Below are 25,556 nucleotides of genomic sequence, written 5' to 3'. Positions count from 1 at the left end.
ACTGCGAGCGATTTAGTGATATTTATCGTGTAACTTTGAGCTGGAGATCGTGGATTTCCCCATAATCAAACAAGTTACACGCATCCTTTTTATAAGAATACTGTGGGTGCTCTTCTATTTTTGCGCGAATGTCAAAATTCTTCGACCTATCATACCAAGGCAGTCGCGGTAGATTGATAGACTTGATGGCCTTAATCTGGCAATACTCTTGGTCATTGAGAGTGCGACAAGTACTGTTGTCCAGCCAATAATCATAATTGGGATCATTACCAAAACTTGATTCATCAGCACTGAAAACGCCATCGCGATTTTCATCTAGCCATATTGTAAAGCGAATACCACGATTACTATTGTTTAATAGGCTCTCTGCTGTAGAGCGCGGAATTAAATTAGTCATGACTTCAAGGCTCAAATTAGACTTATGATCCATACTGAAATTTTCTAAGACAGCTTTGCTATACCCTTGCGGATTATAACCTGGGGCACTAGGTAATATTGCAAGCTCGGTATTATAGTTGAACAATTTAAGTTCATCTATATATAAAACACCTGCATTGTCCGCATATCTGATTTTAGCTGGGCACTGTTCTATGGGCGCCAAATAAACCTTATTTGATTTGGTATCCAAGTCACTGTTATCGTCATAACTAACCTGTAAAGATACATCAAACTGACCACCGCCTTCTGGGTACTCAATTATACTAGGCTCTTTTACACGGCTAGTTTTATTATCAAAGCCAAATTGCCACAGATAACTAACCGCTTTATTCGGATTTACTTGAGAGCTATTAGTGAATTTAACGCGATTTCCTTCAAGATATTCAATGCCAAAGTTAGCAATAATTGGCAATGCAACTGAATCCATATCTAACATCACATCAAGTACTTGGCTATTATCAACAAGGCCACAACCATCCCAAATATAGTAATCTAATTCTCCAGTTGAAATAGCAATTCTCAGTACTCCCATGCCCGGGGAGATTTGTTGATTAATATTAAAAGACGCCGATTTCCCAGATATTCTTTGTTCGCTAACGATGTTTTCGTCCAACTCCAATTTGCCATTTTTATTGTAATCAAAAAATACATCGAGCAGTTTACCCGTTAAATCTTGAGAAAAGTTAATGGTATAATCTTGCTTTGTTGCCAGTGCAAAAGGCGAAGTTATATATGGTGTATAGCCGGCTGGCAACCCATTAAACTCATGTCCTCCAAACGAAATGGAGTCAGTGTATAAAACATCATTAGTCATATAGGGCGCACACGCCTCGGCTTTGCGAGTAAAAAAGTGCTTAAAGGCTGAGGATGTTGTGCCACTTACTGTCGTCACATGCAGCGCAAAGCGCACTAATTGATCTTCTGCCAGCACTTTTTTGCGCTTCAAGAATGGATAAATTGCAGTGTTATCACTTTGATGCCATTTTTCTATTTGACCATCACCCCAATGGACTTCAATTTGTGTAATTGTGCCAGGGTTAAGACGGCTTAAATCATAATTAACAGTGTTATAATTCAACCAAATATCAGCATCTAAGGTAGATAAACCTATACCCGTTGAAATACCAACCCCAGCTAAACTATCTGCAATGTCACTGATGACTTCTTCCGCAGCCTTATTATCAACTGTGATATGACTCGCTTGATCAATTAAACAAAAGCCAAATTCATTAATTGTCATACCCGCGAATAAGCATTGAGAAGCATTGGCACGTAAAAATAAATTGTATGCTTGTTGAATACTCCAATTATGTGTTTTTACCAATTCATAAAAAGCTTTTCGCAATACACCTCCGTTGTCATGGCCTGTTTTGGCACTGGTAAAGTCTTTCCAATGATCAATGCTTCTGCCATCCCATGAAGGCAGTTCGAAATACCTCATTGCATGATCACCAACTACAATATCCCAGCCATACCACCATTTACGGTTGGTACTATATTGTCCCTGTTGTTCTATAAACATATCTACAAATGACTGGGATTGAGTATAAGCTCCGCTTGCTGCGTGCTGAAAATAGTCAAGGGCAGCAAGTGCTGCGATATCTGATAGACCTTCATTAATGGCATAGTCGATATGACTGTTGGCACCAATAGCTGAGTTCCATTCAGTGATCGCATGCCCAACTTCATGTGCAACGATCCCCAATCCAGTAAATGAATAAAACTGATAACCATTGTCACCAGGGCCATAATTAACGTAGGCACCGTCCCACCAAGCGAAATTAGAACCAAAAATGGTATGGTGATTTACTTTTTGCTGCAGCGGCTTAATACAATAACCTGAGCTAGAGCAATCTACTGACTGGTTTGGAAACAATTCACGCAACTTTTTATGGAAAAACTGCATCACTAAGCCACCATTAAAATGTCCTTCATTGACTGCACTGTAGCTCAAGCGTGCATTGTAGTTTGTATCAATCTCACTTTTAACGAAGTTTTCATTGTTCTGTTGACAGACATAGGAAGCAGGCTCAGTCTCAGACTTTTCCATATCAAAAGTGGTAACGTATGGATTTTCAAGAATACAGTTTCCATTTTCTTTTTTGATAACAAATGGAAATCCATTGAACTCTGCAAAAATCGCATCGCGATCTAAATCTTCAAACAACAATTCTTGGCCGACAGGGTTATAACTATCATATTGATAGCTTGTACAGTTACTCATACTACTAGGGCTAGGTGAAAAGCAAATTGCACCAAGCTTAGTATTGCCACCAATACCACCGCCTACTTGATACCCTTGCTCTTGTAATGAATCAGGAGCAACTGCATACAAAGTATCATCTTGCTTTGATAATATAGCCAAGTTATTGCCATCGAGCACCCACCGCTCACTGCGCCCATGCAGCCTAGTTTTAACTTGAATAACAGGCAATAAATCACCATCTATCAATGTATAAGCTGTCATTATATCGACAATTTTAGCCCCTTCGAGCACACTGAGTTCGCTGATTGTTTGCTCTAAAGTAGGCTGCATCACATCATGGTATACAGCAGTTTTCGCCTTAGCACTACCAGAGAGTAATTTACCCATAGTTTGTCGAATTGACCCGTTGCTATTGCGTGCTACGACAAGATTACTGCCTAATATAGGTTGGTTATTAAAATACGCTTGATAATGGTCATAGGTGCTGCCTTTACCAACACTTTTAACAAGTTTATATTGAATATTTTGATCATTATTAATAGTTTTTAATTCAGCTTTCGTCGAGGCAAACTCTGTGGGTTTAAGAAGTGAGCTTTCCAATTCATGCCATAAAAACTGCTTATTATACAGTGAAGTCTTTTCCACTGCTGCCAAGGCAGTACACACAGGCAACATAGTTAATGAAAGGCCAAAAAAAGCAGCCACATGTTTCATACAATCCATCCTTTTAATTGTAACAAACAACAATATTACTTTTTAACATTGCTCAACATTATTTGAACGCATTTTATACTATATAGAATTTGGGTTGTATAGAGTAATTACATCAAAAATTAAAAAAAAGCACCTAATGAAAATATAAAGTGAATACTGAAGGCACAAAACCCACTACCCCAATAGGGAAATTACAATAAAGTAACAGGAATCAAAAAGGAACTAAACAAAATAACAATAATGATAAAAAATCAATTTTGTGTTTTTAGAAGTAAAAAAAAGAGAATAAGCTGAATAAATGGGTTAAATGTATTAGTCCACTAAATATTAAATAGGGAACAAGACATAAAATAAATATTGAGAATTGAACATAGTGTCCGTTAGCGATTTATATCGCTATTGGACAAGACATTAATTATTTATATGGTTTAAGTAATTGGTAATTTTAAATCGAGGTTTTTTGATAACCCGCAGCACCTTTTGCTATGTACCTAAGTTGCCATATTAAACGGGCAGTCAACTCAGCGCGCTGTTGCTGGTCTTGGTCAAGTGCTTCGGCACCTGAGCTAAATACCAAGGTCACCATAGCCTCTGCCTGCATGTAAGCATGATGAGAGTCCACCTTGGTTTCTGACTCAAGATAATGTGCAAGCTCTAAAATAAAGTGCTTTATTTCTCTGGCGACTGCTGCACGAAAAGCAGGGGAAGTGCCGGAACGTTCTCTTAAGAGTAATCGAAATTGGTTACTTGACGTCTCAATAAATTCCATAAAAGTTTGCACAGAGGTATCTATTACGCTGCCACCACTGGCAATACGTCGCCTTGCTTGACGCATTAATTGCCTTAAAGTGAGGCCAGCTTCATCCACCAGCGTCAAGCCCAACTCATTCATATCTTTGAAGTGACGATAAAACGAGGTTGGCGCAATCCCCGCTTCACGGGCCACTTCACGTAAACTCAAATTAGAAAAACTGTGCTCAGCACTGAGCTGATTAAACGCTGCTTCTATCAGTGCTTGTCGAGTTTTTTGTTTTTGTTGTGCGCGCACACCTGACATGAATGACCCCTAATTTATTTACCCCAATATGCTAATTGGGCAGTCTAATACTTGACGGCGCAAGAATGAAATACTATTTTAGCGTACAAGTGTACGCTGAGATTTTAAAAAATGAAAAAACCGCCGATTATTTGGACTAATGTCATCTTCTTTAGTCTGTCTTTTTTAGCTGCCGTGACCTTGGTGCCTTGGTACGGGTTTGAATATGGTTATACCCTCACTCATTGGCTAGCATTCATTGCCTGTATGTTTTACGCTGGCATGTCTATCACCGCTGGTTACCACCGCCTTTGGGCGCACAAGGCCTATGAAACACATCCTGTGATCCAAGTATTTTTTGCGCTGGGCGGAGCCTTTGCTTTGCAAAATAGTATTCTTCATTGGAGTAGTGATCACCGCGTACACCATGGTCAGGTAGATGACCCAGTCAAAGACCCTTATGCCGCTACCCGTGGGTTCTGGTACAGCCATATTGGCTGGATGCTGCGTGATTACCAAGGGGAAAGCTATGGTGATTACAACAATGCGCGCGACTTGCAACGTAACAAAATCGTAATGTGGCAGCACAAACATTATTTAAAACTCGTACTACTGACTAATATTGGTATCCCATTACTGCTTGGACTGGCACTGGGCGATGTATTTGGCATGTTGCTATTAGCCGGTGTACTACGTTTAGTGCTATCGCAACACTTTACATTTTTCATCAACTCACTGGCACATATTTGGGGCAGCCGCCCTTACACAGAGAAAAATACAGCCCGTGACAATGGCTTCTTGGCGTTACTAACTTATGGTGAAGGCTATCACAACTTCCACCATATTTTTGCAAGCGACTACCGTAATGGGATCCGCTGGTATCATTACGACCCAACGAAATGGATGATCCGTGCTCTGTCATTCTTTGGCCTTGCCAGTAAGTTAAAGCGTACACCGGTGGAGCGTATTGAAAAAGCCAAAGCGGAAACCTTGTTGAATAAAACGAAAGTTACCCTTGCAAAATTGCCTTTAGCACAAGATAAGCTTACATTGTTACAACAAGAATATGATTTGCTTTTGAAAAAGTTACAGAACTTCTGTGCAATTCAAAGGCAATTACTCGAAGCTAAAAAACATGCCGTTTTAGAACAGTGTGAACAATCCGCGCTACACAAACAATACTCTGAATTAGAGCAAGCGTGGCATTCACAAAAACAAGCATGGTTGGCATTAAACTCGAGGCTGTTAAAAGGCGCAGCGAGCTAACCCGCACCCTTATCGGCCTCCCCAATTAGCAAGTAAGGCGAGGCCGTGACTAAATCCAAAGACACACCCAGCGAGCAACCCTCACAATCTTATCAATATGACGCCATAATCATCGGCACAGGTCCAGGTGGTGAAGGCGCGGCAATGAACTTATCAAAAAGCCAGCGTAAAGTCGCAGTCATAGAAAAGCAAACATCTGTCGGCGGTGGCTGCGTTCATTGGGGAACTATTCCCTCCAAAGCACTCAGACACTCAGTCAGTCGTCTTATCGAATACAAAGCCAATCCTTTATATCGCTTTACCGAGCGCCCAAAACGCTTGACGTTTCAAGACATTTTAAACCATGCCAGTGATGTAATTGGTAAGCAGTCCTCTTTGCGATCAAGCTTTTATGATCGCAATCGCATTCACCTTTACCAAGGTGAAGCCAGCTTTGTTGATGCCAATACCGTGCGCGTAACGCACCTAGATGGCTCTCAAGATGTGCTCACCGCGAAAACCATTGTCATTGCCACAGGCTCTAGACCTTACCGTCCGCCTGAAATCGACTTTGATCATCCGCGCGTCTACGATAGTGATACCATTCTTGGCCTTGAGCACAATCCGCAGCGCGTCATCGTGTACGGTGCAGGGGTGATTGGCTGTGAGTACGCGTCCATTTTTAAAGGTCTTGGCGCGAAAGTTGATTTGATCAATACACGAGATAGATTGCTTTCTTTTATGGATGATGAAATCTCAGATGCATTGAGCTATCACTTTTGGAACAGTGGCATCGTGATCCGTCACAACGAAGAGTTTGCCAAAGTAGAGACCAGTGACAAAGGCGTCATTTTGCACCTCCAGTCTGGTAAAAAAGTAAAAGCCGATTGTATTTTATGGGCCAATGGTCGAACGGGTAATACTGATAGCTTGAACCTAGGCGCTGTAGGTCTCAAAGCGGATAGTCGCGGACAATTGCGTGTTAACGAGTACTATCAAACCCAAGTTGACAATATTTATGCTGTCGGCGATGTCATTGGTTACCCAAGCCTTGCGAGTGCGGCGTTTGACCAAGGCCGTATTGCCGCCAATGCCATTGCAAACGGTCAATGTGATGAGCGCTTGATCACCGATATTCCAACTGGGATTTATACTATCCCAGAAATGAGTTCCGTTGGTAAAACAGAGCAAGAGCTGACCGCAGCGAAAATCCCTTATGAAGTCGGCAGAGCACAGTTCAAACACCTTGCACGAGCACAAATCGCCAGCACTGAAGTAGGTAGTTTGAAAATACTATTCCATAGCAAAACCAAAGAAATTTTGGGGATCCACTGCTTTGGCGAGCGTGCCTCTGAGATTGTGCACATCGGCCAAGCCATTATGGAGCAAAAAGGCGAAGGCAATAACGTAGAGTATTTTGTCAATACAACCTTCAATTATCCAACTATGGCAGAGGCCTATCGTGTTGCGGCCCTCAATGGTCTCAATAGGCTATGTGACTAACCCGTCAAAAAGCGGCTGTCCCCTCAGCCGCTATCTAAAAGCGATATTCCCCGCTGAGTCGCCATAAGTGTTCTTGCTGACGGGTAGGCAAATTATCATCGGCACGATTGGCCACTTTTGTCTCTAAGTATTGAAACTCAACACCAAAGCGCCAGCTCTTTGAATAACGCCACTTAACGGTCGTGGTCACAGCCCCGCCGTCACTTTCGTTAGGGTCAAACGCCCAATGGTCCATATCTTGAACTCTAAATTGCTCAATACGGCCACTTACTCTAAATGCCTGCCAGCGATGCGTCAGCAGTATAAATTGACTGTCAAAGTCATTATCTACGCCGCGAGAAAACCCCATCGCCGTATTCCCCGCCATTGCTTGGGCAATCACATGTGTTTGCTTAGTGATCTTGTACTTATACGCCAGGCTCCAAAATTTGGTGTCCCAAGCATATTGACCCGTTTTATAATTAAGCACTTCTGGATCGCCATTATTGTCATACCAATATGCTCGCAAGTCATGGCGGTTTTGATAGCTCCAATGTGCCCCAACATAATATCCAAAACGGCCATCAATCTCAGTGAATGGCTCTATTTGCCACGCTTGCTTGCTTAATTGCGGTGTCATAAAGCCCGTTGTTGGACGCAATGCCAGTACTTCATTAAAAACAGATTGCCTATCATGTGGTGCAAACCCGCGCCATGCCAGCACAGCACCAAGGGGATCATTACCTTTATAAAGCCCCGCAACCCATTGCCAATTGTGTAAGCTGGGTTTTGCTAACCGCTTACCACTGCGCTTGATACTGGCCTCGACACCTATCACTCTAAGCTCTTCGCCAAGCCATGCGTTGATAGCAGAGTAACCATAGTTGTATGGCGAAGACCAGCCAATGTCCGGATTCTCCAACGACATTTTCGGATAAAACCCACCTACACGCACTTGTGGTTGATAGGCCCCCTCTACGACGGGTTTATATTCTGCAAATAATTCCGTAAACCCAATTTTGGCCTCAGGGTCGGGCACATACTGCACACTGCTGTGCGCAGCCCAACTATCGCCCAACTCAAAGCGAGATTGCAACAACGCTCTGCTAATGTTGACGCCATCATCTCCTTGCCCAAAGCGGTTCACCGACGCTCCCCATGCATACCAAGACGGATAAGCACTACTTGATTGCCAACTGGCTTGAATTTGCCCTTTATGCTGTGCAGCATAGGTGTGTATCGGGGCACTCATAAGTCCGGCTAGCAGTAAACACATTGACGGTGCAGCAAGCGTATGTAAAGTGGCTTTATTCATAATCATCAAACTCATCTGAGAAGTCTTCTTTGGGCTTAAACAACGACTGATCAAGTTGATAGATCAAAGAATTGGAAGTAGGTAATACTGTTATGGTCTGGCTCTCAGGTTTATCTAGATTGGCAAATCCTTCATGCCAGACTTGCATGGTTAAACTATCAATTGGGGTATCTGGAAGCTCGATAGTGGCTTTCCCCTCTCCATTGGTAAGCGCAAAATAGGTGGAGTCTACCACCAGAATATAGCCCAACATCCAATCATGAATATTACAGCCCAACTCAACAACGCCGGTGTTACCAAAGTTGAGAGATTGCGGGCTGTCACGATACAGCTTAAATTCAAACGGTTGTGCAGGGGAAAATGAGTAAACGTGATGCAAAATCGAGTCGTAGTTAGGAAAAGATACCTCGGCCCCTTTGGGCACCACCAAAATATGTGGAGTAAAAGCACGCTCTTTTTGGCCCATTTTGTAGGCTTGTTGAAGTGTATTGGCAGACAGTGGTAGCTGGCTGCTTTCAAACCACACCACCGCATCTTTAACCGCTTCTCCCTCAGCATCTTTCACCTGCACGGTGATAGGCTTTGCCAATACACACGATGATACCATGCAAGTACTCAGCATGAGCCCATATTGCCACCCTGCTCGCTTTGTAGTCACTCTATTTACTTGCTGCGTCAGTTGCATCTAGCACAATCCTTATCCGGCTTTGTTTTTCATTTGAGTATAGACCGGACGACGTAAATTATGCATTCATCGCATTTTAATTTTGAATACGTATGCAAACCATTTAGGGCCTGAAACTAAGCCCGTAAGCTAACAGTAACTCGTTGCCATATGGAAAAAAACATGCGCTATTCAAGTTCATTTTGCTCAGCAGTTGGCCTGACGGTCAGCTTATTCACACTCTCACCGACTGTATATGCTGCCAACTTTAACGTCTCATCCCCTGACCAGCAGCTTACCTTCACTATCAGTGATGACCACACTCAGCCAAGATATCAAGTTGCCTTTAAAGGTCAAACAGTGATCAATCCTTCTACATTGGGGTTTGACTTTGCCAGAGCGCCATCAATGCGAAATAACTTGTATATCAGCAGTGCTGAGCGTAAATCGCATCATGAAACTTGGCAGCAACCTTGGGGTGAGGCGAGAAACATTGTCGATCACCACAATGAGCTATTGGTTACTTTTGCCGATAAAGACAGCAAAGCGGTGCAATATCGAGTGCGTATTCGTGTTTTTGATAACGGCCTTGGATTTCGTTATGAAGTCAATCAAGATGAAGCCAGATATATTACCCGCGAGCTGACTGAATTCAGCATTGCGGATAGTGGCGACAGCACTGCATGGTGGATCCCAGCGCGAGGCTGGAACCGCTATGAATACACTTACAATACCACGCCACTGCATGATGCTGCCCATGTGCACACGCCTTTTACGTTTAAAAACAAACACGGCGTCCACTTAAGTATTCATGAAGCCGCACTGGTAGATTATGCCGGTATGACACTGAATCAGCGCAGGCCGGGTACCTTCATTAGCGATTTAACACCATGGTCTGATGGCATCGCGGTGAAAACTAACGGCCGCTTTAATTCCCCATGGCGCACCATTCAAATTGGTGAGCAAGCCAAAGACCTATTAAACTCACACCTGATATTAAACCTAAATGAACCCAACAAACTCGGTGATGTGTCTTGGGTTGAGCCAGGTAAATATACCGGGATTTGGTGGGGCATGCATATCGGCAAGCACACTTGGGGCAGCGGCGACAAACATGGCGCCACTACAGAGCGCACCAAGGAATATTTAAGCTTTGCCGCAGAGCATGGCTTTGATGGCGTATTGGTTGAAGGTTGGAACACCGGATGGGACGGAGACTGGTTCTATAATGGCGATGTATTTAGCTTTACCCAGCCGTATCCTGACTTTGACTTTAAGGCCATCAAGGCCCATGCAGATAAAGTTGGTGCAAAACTCATTGGTCACCACGAAACTTCTGGCAACGTCAGTAACTACCGCAACCAAATGGATGCAGCATTTAAGTTATACACAACAAATAATGTCAGCCAAATTAAAACGGGGTACGTCGCGGATGGCGGTAATATCAAACGCATCGATGAGCGCGGACATGCTCGGTTTGAATGGCATGATGGTCAATTTATGGTCAATGAATACCTAGACAACATTAAGCTTGCTGCAAAATACAAGCTCAGCATTAACACCCATGAGCCCATCAAGGACACAGGATTGCGCCGTACTTATCCAAACTGGATGACCCGCGAAGGCGCGCGCGGCCAAGAATTTAATGCATGGGGTACGCCACCTAACCCACCAGAGCACATTCCCATGCTGGCATTCACACGCATGCTATCGGGCCCAATGGACTTTACACCAGGTATTTTTGACATGGGCTTTAACGGCCTAGGTGATAAAACAAACCGCCCACAAACCACACTCGCAAAACAACTTGCTCAATACGTGGTGTTATATAGCCCTGTACAAATGGCAGCTGATTTACCAGAAAATTACCTCGCAAAACCGGATGCATTTCAATTTATCAAAGATGTACCGACGGACTGGGAACAGAGTATCGCATTGGCTGGTGAAGTGGGAGACTACGTGGTATTTGCTCGCCAAGAACGTGCTCGCGGCAAGTACACAGGTAAAGATTGGTATTTGGGCGCAATTACAGATGAACATGCGCGAAAAATTGATGTGAAGCTCGACTTTTTAGCAGCAGATACTCGCTACGAAGCGCACATTTATCAAGATGGCAAAGGTGCCAATTGGCAAGATAACCCATACGCACTGGACATCAAAAAGCAAATCGTCACCGCCAAAGACAATTTAACACTGCAACTGGCCACCAGTGGCGGCACAGCTATTCGCTTTAAAGCCCTTTAAAGCGCAAAAAGAGCAGGTTTTCCTGCTCTTTTTTTATTTCAACTCACACCAAAACTCACTGTACAACCTAAATCATGCACTGTTTGAAGCTGCTTCAGCGGCATTTAATTTACGTAAGTGCGGAGTGATAAACTGACTTAAGAACAAAGAACATGCAGCCAGTGCAGCACCGAAGTAAAACACCAATGATTGGTCGTATAGCCACACCACACCAAAGCTAGCAGGGATCACTACAGCGGCAATATGGTTGATGGTAAAGCTCACCCCTGCCGTTGCGGCAATGTCTTCAGGTCGCGCAATCTTTTGAAAATACGTTTTTAATGCAATGGCCATCGCAAAGAAAATATGGTCTACCACATATAGCACTGCCGCTAACTGTGCCGACTCCACCAGCGCATATCCGACAAATACCAGGGTCAAGCCTGTGTACTCAACCGTCAGCGCTTTTTGCTCGCCAATGCGCCCTATCCAACTGCCTATCTTTGGCGCCAAAAAGATATTAATGACGTGGTTAAGCATATACAAGGCGGTAATTTCTGCGACGTCATAGCCAAACTTCTCAACCATCAAAAAGCCTGCAAACACCATAAAAATTTGTCGACGTGCACCGGAAAAGAATACCAGCAAGTAATACAAGCTGTATTCTTTGCGCAATATAAGCTTTTTATTCTGTGGTGACGCAGCCACAAACTGTCGATGCGTCATCGCCATAAATATCGTCACGGCAAGGCCTGCCCCACCAATTAACAAGTACATCCACACATAGTCACTTTGCAACCAAGTAAATCCAACCCAGATCACCGCAAATGTTCCCAGCGCAGCCATTGATTTAATAGATAAGAGCTTACCTAACTTCTCAGCAGCTTCGTCTTTTTTAAACCATTGCAAGCTCAATGATTGATTGAGTGTTTCGAAATAATGAAAGCCAATCGACATCAGCACTGTGGTGGCATATAAGCCATAGATAGTCGGAAATAATCCGGTGATAGCCACCCCAATAGACAACACACACAGGCTTACCAAAGCAAAAGTTTGCTCTTTTAACACCAACAAGATAAACACCGCGGTAAAGGCAAGAAAGCCGGGAATTTCTCGTAAAGATTGCAACATACCCATGTTTGCGCCAGTGAAGTCTGCCGCCTCCACCGCAAAGTTATTTAACATGGCAGTCCAACCAGCAAATGCCATTGCCATAACAATGCTAGCTAACACTAAAAAGCTCATTGGTGAGGGGGTAAACCGCCCAAATACTTGTTTTTCCATTTACTATCCTAAGCACATTGAGTGAAACGCCTGTCTAGTATATGCTCAATTAATGCTGGCCAAAATCCAAAAATATGACAGAGAATTTATCAAAACAGACAAATCAGCCATGGCTAAAAGTACAGTCTCGCTTTAAACGCACACAGCTAGGCAGACCGGTATTTCCCCGTGCCACGACCATGCCGGAGTGGGAACATGTTGAAGAGCATAGCCATAATTGGGGGCAGCTCACTTATATCAGTGACGGCGTCATGACCATTTTCACACCGCAAGGCAGCTTTGTGATCCCACCCCAGCAAGCACTGTGGATCCCACCAAATGTCGCACACGAAACCTATTGTCGTTATGGCGGACATTTTCGCAGTGTGTACATAGATCAAAAGTATCAATGCGTACTGGGTAGTCAGGCTAAATCTTTGGTTGTCGACCCGTTATTAAAAGCCATGATTTTGGAGATCTGTACTTGGTCTGATGATTACACTTTAGATGATAAAACCCTGCGCTTTGTCGAAGTCTTTATCGATCGCCTAGAGCAGGCCCCCACCAGCGACTTTTTTATTCCCAGAGCTCAAGACTCACGCTTACACCCAATTGTATCTGAGCTCTACGCCAATCCAGGCAGTCCACTCACGTTGGAGCAATGGGGGCAAACTGTCGGCGCATCAAGTCGCACATTAAATCGCTTATTTCACAAAAGCTTTGATATGGGATTTAGCCAATGGAAGCAAAAACTCAGGGCACTGCGCGCAGTAGAAATGCTCAACGCTGGACAATCTCAACAAGCCATTGCTCAGCAGTTAGGGTTTGAGTCTAGCAGCGCATTTAATACCGCATTTAAAAAAGTACTGGGTGTGCCACCCAAACAATACATAAAGGCCTAGTCACCAAAGTACAGTGTGCTTTTCTGTCAGATTTTGGTAACTTAAATGGATAAAAAACCACCACACTGGTGTTCTGATAACCAAGCAAGGAATAGATATGCTGCGTTTTGTACTGCTCATCATTGGCTTTTTTCACTTACCTGCTTGGGCAGCCAAGTCTAATTTGCATCTGATGCCCTACCCGCACAGTATCACATTAGAAGAAGGAACATTTAACGCCAGCATGCCATTGCGTGTATACCTGCCAAACTTATCAAAACAACGCAGCCAATATCTGAAGCGACAACTCAGAGATACCTTCAGTAACATACGCTTCACGCAAAAGATGGGCCGAGCTGATATCATTTTTGAAATCACGGGCACTTCAGCACTGCACCCGAGTATAAATCAAAACGAAAGTTATCAATTAGCCGTCACCCCCAAAGGCATCAAGATCCATGCTTCTCAATATTGGGGGATCAACTATGCGTTGCAAACACTCAGGCAATTAGCCTATCAGTTTCCAAGTCAGATCCCCGCGATGATCATTGATGACACGCCTCGATTTGCATGGCGAGGATTAATGATCGACAGTGCTCGACATTTTATCCCGCTCGATGATATTAAGCGCCAGATTGACGGCATGGTATCTGCCAAACTCAACGTTTTGCATTGGCACCTCACCGATGATCAAGGCTGGCGATTTGCCAGTGTTAATTACCCAAAACTACAACAACTCGCCTCCGATGATCAGTACTACACCCAAGCTGAAATGGCTGAGATAGTTGCCTATGCCAGCGTCCGTGGGGTCCGTGTAATTCCTGAGATTGATTTACCCGGACACGCCTCTGCATTGGCTGTGGCTTACCCAGAATTCATGGCCAAGCCAGGTCCCTATACTATGGAGCGCGGTTGGGGGGTTTTTAAACCCTTACTCGATCCCAGTAACCCCAATACGAACGTATTCATTAAACATATCATCGAGGAACTTGCTGCTATTTTTCCTGATCCCTACGTACATATCGGGGGTGATGAAGTGAAACCTGATCATTGGCTAGAAAGCGAAGCGGTTTTGGCGTATATGCAAGCACAGGGACTCAATTCAGCCGTTGCATTACACAACCACTTCAACCTCAAAGTGCAATCACTACTGAGCGCCCACAACAAAGTGCTGATGGGCTGGGATGAGATCTTTCAACCAGCGCTTAACAATGCCGTGGTTATCCAATCTTGGCGCGGGTTTGACTCCCTAACCCAATTAACCAATGCAGGACATAAGGGCGTCCTGTCTGCGGGTTTTTACATCGACCAACCTCAGTACACCAGCTATCACTACCGCAATGATCCGATGCCACAAAAACCCATCACACAAGATGCCATCGATCACGATGCACAATGGCAGGCATGGCAATTTACCATCTCTCGGCTCAAGGGCTCGCCAGTCACTGGTCACTTTGCGTTAGCGGCGAATAACAATAACAACCAAATTGGCTATGTGGCCATCAACGGCCGTCAATTAATTGCAATAGAGCAACTGGAAACACTCGCCAATGTCACTCGTTTTGACATTGATACTTGGATGGGCCCTGTGCGCTTTAGTTTTGTCAAAAACCAACCTGAACAAAGCCAAATATTGATAGGAAATACTCCCTATGAGCATGATATCAGCGCACTATCTGACGTGCCTAAGCTAAACCCTACACAATTTGCAACCATGTCTAATGCAGAGGCGGCCAAGCGCATACTCGGTGGTGAGGCAACCATATGGACTGAGTTGGTTATGCCCTATAATCTTGATCTCAGAATTTGGCCAAGACTCTATGCAATCGCTGAACGACTCTGGTCACCCCAAAGCTTACAAGATGAGCAACAGATGTATCAGCGCTTAAAAACACTGGACCAGTTTGCTGTTCAACGTATTGGCCTCAAACATCAAGCTCAACACCAGCAGGGACTTGCAGCACTGAGTGTTCAAGGAGATGTTGACGCACTCAAACGCTTTAGCCAACTGGTCGAGCAAGCTCAGTATTACACCCGCCATCATGTCAAATATCAGCAAAACCTCTACCACCAGCTCGCCCCCTTAGCTGCCTTAGTTGATTTTCTCCCCGCAGAGAGCCTGTATTTGCGTCAGTGGCACCTGCACTTGCAAACAAACGACACGCCAACGCGTTATTTAACACTGCAAAATGCGTATCAAAGTTGGTTAGCTGATATCCCCAAACTCAAGACCACATTTGCGCAATCAAGTACTTTGGCAGCACTGCAGCCTATGCTGGCACAACACCAAAAAAGCATTCAACTTGGCCTGCAAGTGTTAACGTACTGCCAAAACCAATCACGCAGTGCTGATATCAATGCACTGCGTGCTGAGATTTGGCAACACACTCACCGTTACGGCGAGCTCATTTTAGCGGTGAATCATTTAACCGAATCCATATTAGATAGCTGCTTTATGCAACAAGGCGCGACGCCTTCGATAAACTAAATTTGGCGATTGAGCGTCAATTGTGCCGTGTACAGTGACCCTGTTTGATGTTTTATGCTCATATGCAGTAGCCACTGTGCTTCACCTACTTGCTTTGACCAAGCGCGAGTATCTTCTGTGCTGGCCGCTTGCCATCCTGCATTAGTCATTTGCTGGTTGAGCCATGAGAACAACGCTGAAGATTGAGTATTTTTTAAATCAAATGTGTAACCTTTATACCAATTTTGCTCATCGCCATAATGGAAAGTACGAGACGCCAAAGTGATACTTTCTGGTAGGTCATTAAACTCAGGCAGTATGCGGTCCGCCATTTTTCCGCGAATGTAACCCCCATTTGGCGTCCAATCATACTCAATTTTTGCCGCCACAGTACGCGCAGAACGCATGCCATTCACTTTTGCTACCAAGGATAGTGCTCCATCAATACCAGAAGATAACCCCGCCGTAGTGAGTAGTTTACCGTTATCAGTGAGTTTTTGATCTGTTGCCAACTTTACCAAAGGGTACTGCTGTGCAAAACTGTCGAACGCTTTTTCAATGGTCGTCGCATAAAGACCATTCAGCAATCCTGTATTGGCCAAAATGAACGCGCCATTGCACACAGACATCACATAATCTGCCTCGCGGCTTTGTGCCTTAATCCAATTTTGTACTTGTTCATCATTGATCAAAGCACCATTGATATTACCGCCAGGAATAAGCACCGCGTCAAACATTGTGTTGTTTGCAAAACTTTGCGCGGGTGTCACCTTTAACCCCATTGCTGTGGTGATTTCATTACCCGTCTTACTTACTGTCGTCAGTCTAAACCCTGCTTGACCGAACACCTCTATGGGCCCCACAAAATCAATGGCCTGTGCACCTTCAAATAACAAGACACCGACATGAAATGCATTTTCATCAGTCGAGTGGGCAGACCCTTTTATACAATACAAACACATTAACCATGCTAGGATTATTTTTTTCATTCGTTAACCTCTGCAGTAAAATTTTCGCGATATTGGGTCGGCGTTACGCCATACGCTTGGGTGAATTTTCGAGTTAATAACGGAGGTGAACCAAATCCTGTCAACACGCTAATGTGGGCTATCGAGTGTTCAGATGTGCACAATAACCCCTTGGCTTTTTCCAACCTTAAATTTTGTACAAAACGCATTGGGGATATCCCCATTTTCTCTGTAAAAACCCGCTGGAAATGTCGTGGGCTCAACGCAACTTGCTCAGCCAATATCTCAACAGATAACGGCTTATCGATATTATCTTGCACAAACTCGATGGCACTTTGAAAGCGCTGTGACAAGGTCTGTTGCGCATTCAATAAACTAGAATACTGACGTTGATCGCCGCTGCGCCTCACATACATCACCATATATTGTGCAACGCGTTGCGCCATCGCTGCGCCATGATCCTTTGCAATCAGGCTCAAAGCAAGATCAATACCCGCTGTAAGCCCGCCCGAAGAATACACCTCATCACTTTGAACAAAGAGCTTATCGGACACCACTTGCACACATGGAAATTGCGCCGCGAGCCGCTGCGAAAAATCCCAATGGGTTGCCAACGTGAGTGCACGCTGGGGCCACAGCGCTGCAACAATAAATGCGCCTGTACAGATGCTCACAATACGCTGAGCGCTTTGTGCCAGCCTACGTAACTGTGCCATCACGGTTTGATCTTTGATAACATTTTGGCATCCTCGTCCGCCAATGATCACCAACACATCAAGCATCTGGCAATTTGTGATCGTGTCATCGGCCAACGTCTTCAAACCACTTTCAGCACGAATTGGCCTAATGTCATTCGCGAGCGTGACCAACTTATAGACTTCTTTTGACAGTAGATCATTCACGGTCGAAAAAGCATCTAGTGGACCCGCTAAATCAACAGTTTGAAATTCATCGTAAATAAAAAAGCCAACAACTTGAGACATCAGGCACCTCCTAAGAAATAAGCATATCGCATTGCAAAAAGTCTTTTATGACTATAACTTATCTAAAAAGGACATACTTGGAGGAAGCGATAAAAGGTAACATCAGGCAAGTTGCCTTCATGTTCATACTTACTGACTCTGCACTCTGGTCATCACTTTGCAAATTAAGGTATGTTTAAAAAGTAAACTAATATTTACATTAAATATAAACATTTCATCAAAGATAGAAATTTATCACTTTAAAGACATGCACTTATAAAAAATAACACGTTACCCATTGAAATCATTTCAATCACATTTTTTATACATATCGCAACATTTAGTTGTATCTTAAATTTGTCTAACAAGTGAACAACATAGGTACAACATGAAAGGAACAACACACTTCATCAAAGGTGTAATGCGACACACACTGCTGGCCACAGGTATTGTGGCCAGTTTACCCGCACTAGCACTCGATGATATTCAGCCCAACATTGTTGGCGGTATCCCAGCGGATACCACTGAGTGGCCGTTTTACACACAAATACTCAGATCAAATGGTACCACGGCTTTTTGTGGTGGTAGTTACATCGGTGACGGTTATGTACTAACGGCTGCGCACTGTGTGCGTAACAGAACGGCGAGCGAACTAAATGTTAAGGTCGCCGGCTTTATCCTTGGCGGCAATGACGGTGATCGCATTGCAGTTGAGCAAGTGCATATGCACCCTAACTATAATAATTCAACACTACACAACGATATTGCTGTATTAAAGCTAACTCGAGTGCCAACACAGGGCGCGAGTGTCACACTTGCACAATCTTCTATAGATTATTACGCACGTGAAGGTGATTTACTTACTGTAGCCGGACTTGGTCGCTTGCAAGAAGGCGGTACACGTCCAACTAATTTATATGAAGTAGATGTTCCATTGGTTTCTGACGCGATATGTCGTCAAACTGGCGGTCATTACAGTAACGTTGGCGCCACTGAATTCTGCGCAGGCTACCCACAGGGTCAAAAAGACTCATGTAACGGCGACAGCGGCGGACCAATTGTAATTCAATCTGGTGGTCAAACAGTTCAACTAGGCATAGTAAGCTGGGGTGTAGGATGTGCTCGTCCAGAAAACTATGGTGTGTATGCGGATGTTGCAGTATACGACCAATGGATAGAGTCAATCAAAAATGGGACGGTTCCGGTGCAGGTTGGCTATCAAGAGCAAACGACACTGGCTGATTTTGTTGTTGGTGATACGGTAAGGCATACCTTTACCATCACCAATACTGGTAGCCCGACATTTACCTTCAACCAGCTAAATGTTGCTGCATTAGGTGTCACGAGCAACTTGGTGACTACAGTAGATACGTGTTCAGCAAGTACACTCACCCAAAACCAAAATTGTAAGGTAAGCGTTGAATTTAGCGCTGCAACACCAGGCCTTGCACAAACCACGTTAACTTTTAAAGTAGACGGTAGCACAACCACATATGTCGCGCGTGTTTTCGCTACGGCAACAGATGGTTCCAACGTGTGCAATGGCACATGGGATGCAAATGCCGTTTATGTCAGGCCAGATCGCGTCACCTACCGTGGTTCAGAATATGAAGCAAGATATTGGACTCGTGGCGATATCCCAGGTGAATCAGGCCTTTATGGCGCTTGGAAACTCATCGGCAAGGATCCAACTTGCACTAAATAAGCAAAAATTTATCATGACAATCAAAGCCGTGCATCTGGGTGCACGGCTTTTTTCATATTACCTGCTCAGGTTGCCATCAATACTGACAGATAAACTGCCAACTACCGTCACTTCCAGGTACTGAGCGCGTCCACCAATTCGCTTCATACACGCTGCTTTGATGACGAATACGCTGCCCAGCTGCTGCATGATCGCCATTCGGAAAATCAGGGTGTGCGACGTATTGATTTGGATCGACTTGAATATCCACGCACTGTGTTGGCTTATCCGGCCCACCACTGCCATCGCACTGATAGCTTGGCGCAATGCCCTGTGCAACCTCCCACTTAGCGGTCAATAAAGAATCAGGCCCATTTGTATCATGGGATAGCTCCCAATTCATGATGCCACCTGCGCTATCAAGCGCTAACTGAGTTTTTGCACGTATTGTTGGAATGCCATTGTAATATGAGGTGCCATCAGTATCACGACAAGCATTGGCAGCATCTTGTGCTACAAGCGTACGGTAAGCTTGCCATGTCGGGCGAGAATAAAAAGGCACACCCAAAACGGTTTTCTCTTTACTTAACCCGCGGCCTTGCCAATATGCTATCGAGTCCAATGCATACTGAAAGCTCGCATGATCCGCATTATTTGCGTCGTAAGCCATCAAGTTCAAGAAATCAACATCTTGGAATACCGACTCCAAAACACCACCCCCAGTGTAGCCTAAAGCAACGACTGCAGCGGTTAAAAACTTCCCTTTTGCTTTGAGCTCAACACTGAGTTCTTTCATCAACAGCGCATAATTATTGGCTGAGCTACCAGGGTCTGGATATTCCCAATCCATATCAACGCCATCTAACTGATGCAATTCAACAAAAGCCATTAGATTGCGAATAAATGTAGCACGGCCTTGTGCACTGCTGGCAAAAGTCTCAAACGCACTGTCATCCCCGCCGTTCCAACCGCCTACCGCAATCCCTACTTTTACGCCAGATGATTGCGCAGCACTCACTAGCTGTTTCATCTTCGCAAGATTTTCAAGTGGTTGTAATGAGCCATCAGCATTGGGCAGTAAGAAGGAGTAATTAATATGCGTCAGCTTATCAAATTGAATATCGGCAACTAGGCCTTGCCAGCTAGGAAAGTAACCTACAATCTTAAAACCACTGGGAGGCACAATAACATCGTCCGCGACAACCGTAATAATACGCTTGCCTGAGCTTGCCCGCCCATTTTCATCATCAACAACTTCAGCTTGGATCACATGCTCGCCCAAGCCTGTCGCTGTCCATGTTGCTTCATAAGGTGCTGTGTTGTCCGTCGCAATGACCACATCATCGACTTTGAAGTCCACATGTTTGATTGGCACATTCATTGGGTGACTCGCTGTCGCGTTAATGACAACTGGAGAAGCAATTATATGGCGGCTTTGATCCAATGGTGCATCAAGCTTCACAATAGGCAATGGCGCACCAATAGGGTCGCAGATCCCTTCCTTGCGCCATACGTTTTGTGGCTCAGAATACATCGCAGGGTCTTGATTTTGTGTCCACCACTTTGCGGTATATTTGGCAGCTAAATGCTGTACCTCCATACCGCCTGTATACACTTTTGTTGACTGCCACTTGCTTAATTGACTGCAGTCCAGTGCCATCGTTGGCACACAGATGAGGCCTAATGCGGCCATGACTGCTAAATTGAGTGTTTTCATACCTTTATTTCCATGTTGTTAGCCAGCGTTTGATGGCGAGCTCTGGCTGGCTGTTATCCAATATTAAACCCGCCCGCTTTCAGAGTAACAAACTGTACAAAAATCACCCACACCCGATTGCAACTCACAACTTGAAAGATTGTAATGTTTCACGGGTCTAAGCTATGAAGTAGAGACGGTATGAAAGGAATTAAGAATAATATAACAAGCATAGAGCAGGGAAGTGTATTGCCTTTCCAGAAGCTGCGGTGCAATTTACGTAAGTACACAGAAAGCGTGGCACTATGGATAACATTATTTAGCTTGCCCGAGTTGGCGGTAACGGGATACCAATTGTGATATTTGCAGATGTAATTCATCAATCGCTTGATCAATACGAACGCGTTGTGAAGATGAGAACTTATCTTTACGCAATAAAAAGTGCACTTCATTATCATGGACTGAATAGTCCCAAATATAGATCGGTTTATCACTCCATTTTTGACTAAGATAGTTACCAACGATTTCATCTTCAATAATAAAATCAACACGCTGCTTAGCCAACAACTCAATGCGCCGTTGAATGGTTGAAATACCAATGAATTGATTGCCAAATCGTTCTTGATTGGCAAGAGACTTAATCTCTTCCCCATAATAAGAGCCAATGCTCAGACCAATTGTTGCCTCTGAACTGAGCAAAGCCATTAAAGAATATACTGACTCAGGCGGCTTTAGGGAAAATAGCCGCATTCTTTCTGTGCGATAGGGCTGAGTAAAGTATCCCCACTGTTTACGCTTAAAGGTATAACTGACCATCAACACAACATCGACAACGCCCTTTGTTAACTGTGCAAAACTGCGAGCAGCTGATGGCAAACGAACGAACTCAACACACATACCTGCACGTTCGAATACTAATTTAGCGATATCTATATCTAGACCTTGCGCCACGCCTTCTTCGGTGACGCTGGTCAATGGAGGCCAGCCAGCAACCACTCCCACTTTAGCGTTGGTTTCACATACTGAATTGATTTTATCCACTGAGCGCTGAGCCGCCGATACATGCCAACTGGCTATCAGCGCAACAAGACTTATCAAGCAATAGATTCGCACAGACGCCTAACTAATTACACAATCATTACTTAAGTGTAGCTGCTAAAATAGGTCTTTCTCGATTAATCAATACGCTACTATAAAACAGCGTGTTCATTACTAAAAACTAAACACTTTAATCCGCCTTGCGGGTCAATATCTTCAAATACCGGCGGATTCTCAAGACGCTCTATAAACGTCATCGAAGGCGCTTCCCTGTGCATTTCATCAATTAAGAACTGGCTTTGCACTGTAGGATCATTCACACAAGCAAGCACTGTTGCACCAGGGTAAAGTAACTCGGGAAGTTTACGTAATATGCGCTGATAATCTTTCGTCAGTGCAAAACTGCCCTTTTGAAATGTCGGAGGGTCAATGATCACCAGATCATACGGACCAAACTTGCGCAATTTACCCCAAGATTTAAATAAGTCATGTCCTAAGAAAGAAACATTGTCTAATGCATGATCATTGAGTTGATGATTACGCCTGCCTTGATTCAGCGCCGCTTTTGCCATATCCAAGTTAACCACCTGCTTGGCCCCGCCAGCCACTGCTGCCACTGAAAAGCCACAAGTGTAGGCAAATAAATTAAGCACTTTTTTGTTTTCGCTTTGCTTCTTCACCCAATCGCGGCCATTACGCATATCAAAAAACAATCCCGTATTTTGTTTTTTACCAAGTGATAACTCAAACTTTAAGCCGTTTTCTGTGACTACCACTTGCTCATCAAGGCGACCAAATAATATCTCTACAGCGTTATCTACACGGTACCTATGCTGGATGAAGACACATGTAAGTTGCTTTTGAGCAACATCACTATGGATCAAAGTGTTTAAGCAGTCACGAAGACCTTCCATCCAAGCATCACCCTGCTCCTTAAATACAGTGCACATAATTTGACCTGACAAGAAATCAATAGAGAGCTGTTCTAACGATGGATAGCAGCGGCCTCTGCCGTGAAAAAGGCGTACAGCCTCATTGGGGAGCTCTGTTAGTTGTGAAAAAACTTGCTGAATGGGGGAAAAATCAAATTGCATAGCGACATCGATAAGATAAGAAACAAAATGTAATTGTACTCAACTCAGCTCGATTGCCAATGAGAATTGAAAGAACATCCAAATAGTTACGACATGGTTAAAAATTATTTACATTATTAGAAAGGTAATGTAGGTTACTATTTGTGCATTGAAGCACATAACAATCCCCTCCATTTAGCAGAATAATATGTAAAAATACTTTGAAAGCTAAATTGAGCACCAAAAATAAAAACAGGAATTTCATCATGCGTTTAAAGCTATCAAAAAAATCTGTCAAATCTCTTTCGATCCAGCGTCCTATCGATGCAAAGCAAACTCCACACATAGCGGGTGGTTATTTAGGCACTTGGACTTGCCCTGGTTCTCAGCCTTGCCAAGATAAGTTTGAATAATTACGAATAAGAGAAAAGGCGACTATATATCGCCTTTTCTGCACTAATATACTTTTTTGGTTTTTCATATCACAAGCTGAAATATTAGCTACCCGTATTATTTTACTGTACACCGACAAGTGGCACGCGTACTCTTCACTCTTTGACTATTTTGCTACTGAGAGTAAGTTCATGAGTACCGCATTTTCTCGCCGTTTTGTGACCCTAGTTGAGCAATTTTCTGGCGGTAATAAACGTCAGTTTGCCGAATTAACTGGTAAATCTCCCTCACATATTTATCGTATTTGCCAAGGGCTGGGTCGCCCATCAATGGCATACCTTGAACACCTATACAGTTTATTCTCTGTGGACTTAAATTGGTTACTTACCGGTGTACAAGCTGCTGATGCACCAGCTCAACATAGTCAAGATGATCTACTCGTAGTGCCTAAATTGGACGTAGAAGCCAGTGCTGGCTTTGGTGCCATTAATGGCCAAGAAGACATCACAGAGCAATTTGCGTTGAATAAACGTTGGTTGCAATCACAGCTAGGAGTTCATAGCGACCGCTTGGCTTTTGTTTCTGTACGTGGTGATAGTATGCTACCAACTTTAGAGCATGGTGATATGGTACTGGTTGATTTAAGCCAACAGCAACCAAGCAAGGCGGGAGTTTATATTATTCAAACTCAAGATGGATTAATGGCTAAAAGACTTCAACAAAAATCAGATCATATTGCAGTGATCAGTGATAACCCTGATTATCCCTGCTGGCAAATCAACTCCCAAAATGCAGAGCATCACGGCGTAGCTGGACGCATTGTTTGGTGTGGACGTAGTTTGTAACAGCTCCCGCGTATTTTCACATCCAAGGCGTTTTGGTGGCTGTATAACAGGCCACCTTTTCTTATCTCCCTTCCACCTCTGATAAAAACACCATATTAAAACGTGAAGGCTCAATGGTGTAATGCAACAATATAATGACAAACCGCTTAAATTATTTTTCTGCAAGTAAAGTGCAAAAGGTTAGCGACAACGAACGAAGTGAGAGCGCTCTTTTTGCGCAAGGTAAATATCGTGCAAAATGCAACGACAGCGAGCAGAGCGAGTTCGTTCAATTTGTGCAAGGTGATTAACGTGCAAAATGTAACGACAACGAGCGAAGCGAGTACGTTCAATTTGCGCAAGGTGAAATAAGCTGTTTTAACTGCTGTTGAGGGACTTAAACGCAAAAAACCCGCTGCATTTCTGCAACGAGTTTGACGTACATGGATGTACTAATGTCGATTAGATTCATGAATGAATGTTGTTTATTGACCTTTAATTGCCCGGGGCAACCTTTGCTGGCAATGTCCTACTTTCACATGGGAAAGCCACCGCTAGCCGCCCCCCACACTATCATCGGCGCTATCGTACAAAAGGTTAGCGACAGCGAACGAAGTGAGTACGCTATTTTCGCGCAAGGTGAAATGAGCCGTTTTAGCTGTTGCTGAGGAAATCTTGAGTTTGCCTTGTCGGCGGTGAAGGATGCTCCCTTCACCTTGCGCTTATCGTGCAAAAGGTTAGCGACAGCGAACGCAGTGAGCACGCTTCTTTTGTACAAGGTGAAATGAGCTATTTTAGCTGTTGCTGAGGAAATCTTGAGTTTGCCTTGTCGGCGGTGAAGGTTGCTCCCTTCACCTTGCGCTAATTCGTCTCTTTATCAATGTGCATGAGCTCTACAACTTTCGAGATGATTTAGCACAAAAAAGCCCGACTCTTTCGAATCGGGCTTTCTTTTATTTGGCACTTTTGGTGCGCTACGCAGTA

The 25,556-nt window shown here is 44.0% G+C and carries 19 protein-coding genes; 9 read left to right on the top strand and 10 right to left on the bottom strand.

Annotated elements, in window-relative coordinates; all coding sequences use genetic code 11:
• Nucleotides 1–22: 22 nt before the first annotated feature.
• Together N477_RS21870 and fabR are read right to left on the bottom strand one after the other, a co-directional pair.
• Nucleotides 23–3,358, bottom strand: a complete 3,336-nt coding sequence (locus tag N477_RS21870) for a M4 family metallopeptidase (RefSeq protein ID WP_063361615.1) — start codon at nt 3,356–3,358, stop codon at nt 23–25.
• A gap of 445 nt (nt 3,359–3,803) precedes the next feature.
• Nucleotides 3,804–4,415 (bottom strand): HTH-type transcriptional repressor FabR, encoded by a 612-nt coding sequence (fabR, locus tag N477_RS21865; protein WP_063361616.1) that lies wholly within the window; start codon nt 4,413–4,415, stop codon nt 3,804–3,806.
• Between the two features lie 111 nt (nt 4,416–4,526).
• Here fabR and N477_RS21860 point away from each other — a divergent pair, with 111 nt between their 5' ends.
• The gene (locus tag N477_RS21860; protein ID WP_063361617.1) at nt 4,527–5,660 is read left to right on the top strand and encodes an acyl-CoA desaturase; all 1,134 of its coding nucleotides are present in this window, start codon (nt 4,527–4,529) and stop codon (nt 5,658–5,660) included.
• Between the two features lie 45 nt (nt 5,661–5,705).
• Nucleotides 5,706–7,142 (top strand): Si-specific NAD(P)(+) transhydrogenase, encoded by a 1,437-nt coding sequence (sthA, locus tag N477_RS21855; protein WP_081216423.1) that lies wholly within the window; start codon nt 5,706–5,708, stop codon nt 7,140–7,142.
• A 34-nt stretch (nt 7,143–7,176) separates the two neighbouring features.
• Here the strand turns inward: sthA and N477_RS21850 are convergent, their stop codons facing one another.
• Entirely contained in the window at nt 7,177–8,436 is a 1,260-nt protein-coding gene (locus N477_RS21850; protein ID WP_231098088.1) for a hypothetical protein, read from the bottom strand.
• Nucleotides 8,429–9,121, bottom strand: a complete 693-nt coding sequence (locus N477_RS21845) for a methylamine utilization protein (protein WP_231098089.1) — start codon at nt 9,119–9,121, stop codon at nt 8,429–8,431. Before N477_RS21845 ends, N477_RS21850 begins: the two co-directional genes overlap by 8 nt.
• Nucleotides 9,122–9,283: 162 nt before the next feature.
• Here N477_RS21845 and N477_RS21840 point away from each other — a divergent pair, with 162 nt between their 5' ends.
• Nucleotides 9,284–11,344 carry a glycoside hydrolase family 97 protein gene (locus N477_RS21840; RefSeq protein WP_063361618.1) on the top strand — a complete coding sequence of 687 codons (2,061 nt, stop codon included), beginning with the start codon at nt 9,284–9,286 and terminating at the stop codon, nt 11,342–11,344.
• A 72-nt stretch (nt 11,345–11,416) separates the two neighbouring features.
• On the opposite strand, the gene N477_RS21835 is transcribed toward N477_RS21840, so the two are convergent.
• Entirely contained in the window at nt 11,417–12,607 is a 1,191-nt protein-coding gene (locus N477_RS21835) for an MFS transporter (RefSeq protein ID WP_063361619.1), read from the bottom strand.
• 74 nt (nt 12,608–12,681) lie between these two features.
• Here N477_RS21835 and N477_RS21830 point away from each other — a divergent pair, with 74 nt between their 5' ends.
• Entirely contained in the window at nt 12,682–13,488 is an 807-nt protein-coding gene (locus N477_RS21830; RefSeq protein ID WP_063361620.1) for an AraC family transcriptional regulator, read from the top strand.
• A gap of 97 nt (nt 13,489–13,585) precedes the next feature.
• Nucleotides 13,586–15,955, top strand: a complete 2,370-nt coding sequence (locus N477_RS21825) for a family 20 glycosylhydrolase (RefSeq protein WP_063361621.1) — start codon at nt 13,586–13,588, stop codon at nt 15,953–15,955.
• Here the strand turns inward: N477_RS21825 and N477_RS21820 are convergent.
• Nucleotides 15,952–16,923 carry a DJ-1/PfpI family protein gene (locus N477_RS21820; RefSeq protein WP_063361622.1) on the bottom strand — a complete coding sequence of 324 codons (972 nt, stop codon included), beginning with the start codon at nt 16,921–16,923 and terminating at the stop codon, nt 15,952–15,954. The genes N477_RS21825 and N477_RS21820 overlap by 4 nt on opposite strands.
• Nucleotides 16,920–17,885 carry a GlxA family transcriptional regulator gene (locus N477_RS21815; RefSeq protein WP_063361623.1) on the bottom strand — a complete coding sequence of 322 codons (966 nt, stop codon included), beginning with the start codon at nt 17,883–17,885 and terminating at the stop codon, nt 16,920–16,922. Before N477_RS21815 ends, N477_RS21820 begins: the two co-directional genes overlap by 4 nt.
• Before the next feature lie 367 nt (nt 17,886–18,252).
• On the opposite strand from N477_RS21815, the gene N477_RS21810 reads away from it, so the two are divergent.
• On the top strand, nt 18,253–19,569 hold the full coding sequence (locus tag N477_RS21810) for a trypsin-like serine protease (RefSeq protein WP_231098090.1): 1,317 nt from the start codon (nt 18,253–18,255) through the stop codon (nt 19,567–19,569).
• Between the two features lie 76 nt (nt 19,570–19,645).
• Here N477_RS21810 and N477_RS21805 read toward each other — a convergent pair whose 3' ends face one another.
• From N477_RS21805 to N477_RS21795, 3 genes are all read right to left on the bottom strand, one after another.
• Nucleotides 19,646–21,265, bottom strand: a complete 1,620-nt coding sequence (locus tag N477_RS21805; RefSeq protein ID WP_063361624.1) for a glycosyl hydrolase family 18 protein — start codon at nt 21,263–21,265, stop codon at nt 19,646–19,648.
• A gap of 294 nt (nt 21,266–21,559) precedes the next feature.
• A complete protein-coding gene (locus tag N477_RS21800) occupies nt 21,560–22,357 on the bottom strand; it encodes a substrate-binding periplasmic protein (RefSeq protein WP_081216425.1) in 798 nt (265 codons plus the stop codon).
• Nucleotides 22,358–22,434: 77 nt separating this feature from the next.
• Nucleotides 22,435–23,376: a class I SAM-dependent methyltransferase gene (locus N477_RS21795; RefSeq protein ID WP_063361626.1), complete on the bottom strand. Its 942-nt coding sequence runs from the start codon at nt 23,374–23,376 to the stop codon at nt 22,435–22,437.
• A gap of 245 nt (nt 23,377–23,621) precedes the next feature.
• Here N477_RS21795 and N477_RS26190 point away from each other — a divergent pair, with 245 nt between their 5' ends.
• The 3 genes from N477_RS26190 (at nt 23,622) to N477_RS26185 (ending at nt 24,883) form a co-directional block, all read left to right on the top strand.
• Nucleotides 23,622–23,768, top strand: coding sequence for a hypothetical protein (locus N477_RS26190; protein ID WP_155731996.1), 147 nt, complete (start codon nt 23,622–23,624; stop codon nt 23,766–23,768).
• Between the two features lie 171 nt (nt 23,769–23,939).
• Nucleotides 23,940–24,593 (top strand): XRE family transcriptional regulator, encoded by a 654-nt coding sequence (locus N477_RS21790; protein ID WP_063361627.1) that lies wholly within the window; start codon nt 23,940–23,942, stop codon nt 24,591–24,593.
• Nucleotides 24,594–24,727: 134 nt separating this feature from the next.
• Nucleotides 24,728–24,883, top strand: a complete 156-nt coding sequence (locus N477_RS26185; RefSeq protein WP_155731995.1) for a hypothetical protein — start codon at nt 24,728–24,730, stop codon at nt 24,881–24,883.
• Nucleotides 24,884–25,556 lie beyond the last annotated feature (673 nt).

This window comes from Pseudoalteromonas luteoviolacea H33-S, from assembly GCF_001625695.1.
Classification (GTDB): domain Bacteria; phylum Pseudomonadota; class Gammaproteobacteria; order Enterobacterales; family Alteromonadaceae; genus Pseudoalteromonas; species Pseudoalteromonas luteoviolacea_B.
Note: the sequence above shows the minus strand (reverse complement) of the source record. Positions and strands in the feature narration are given on the sequence as shown.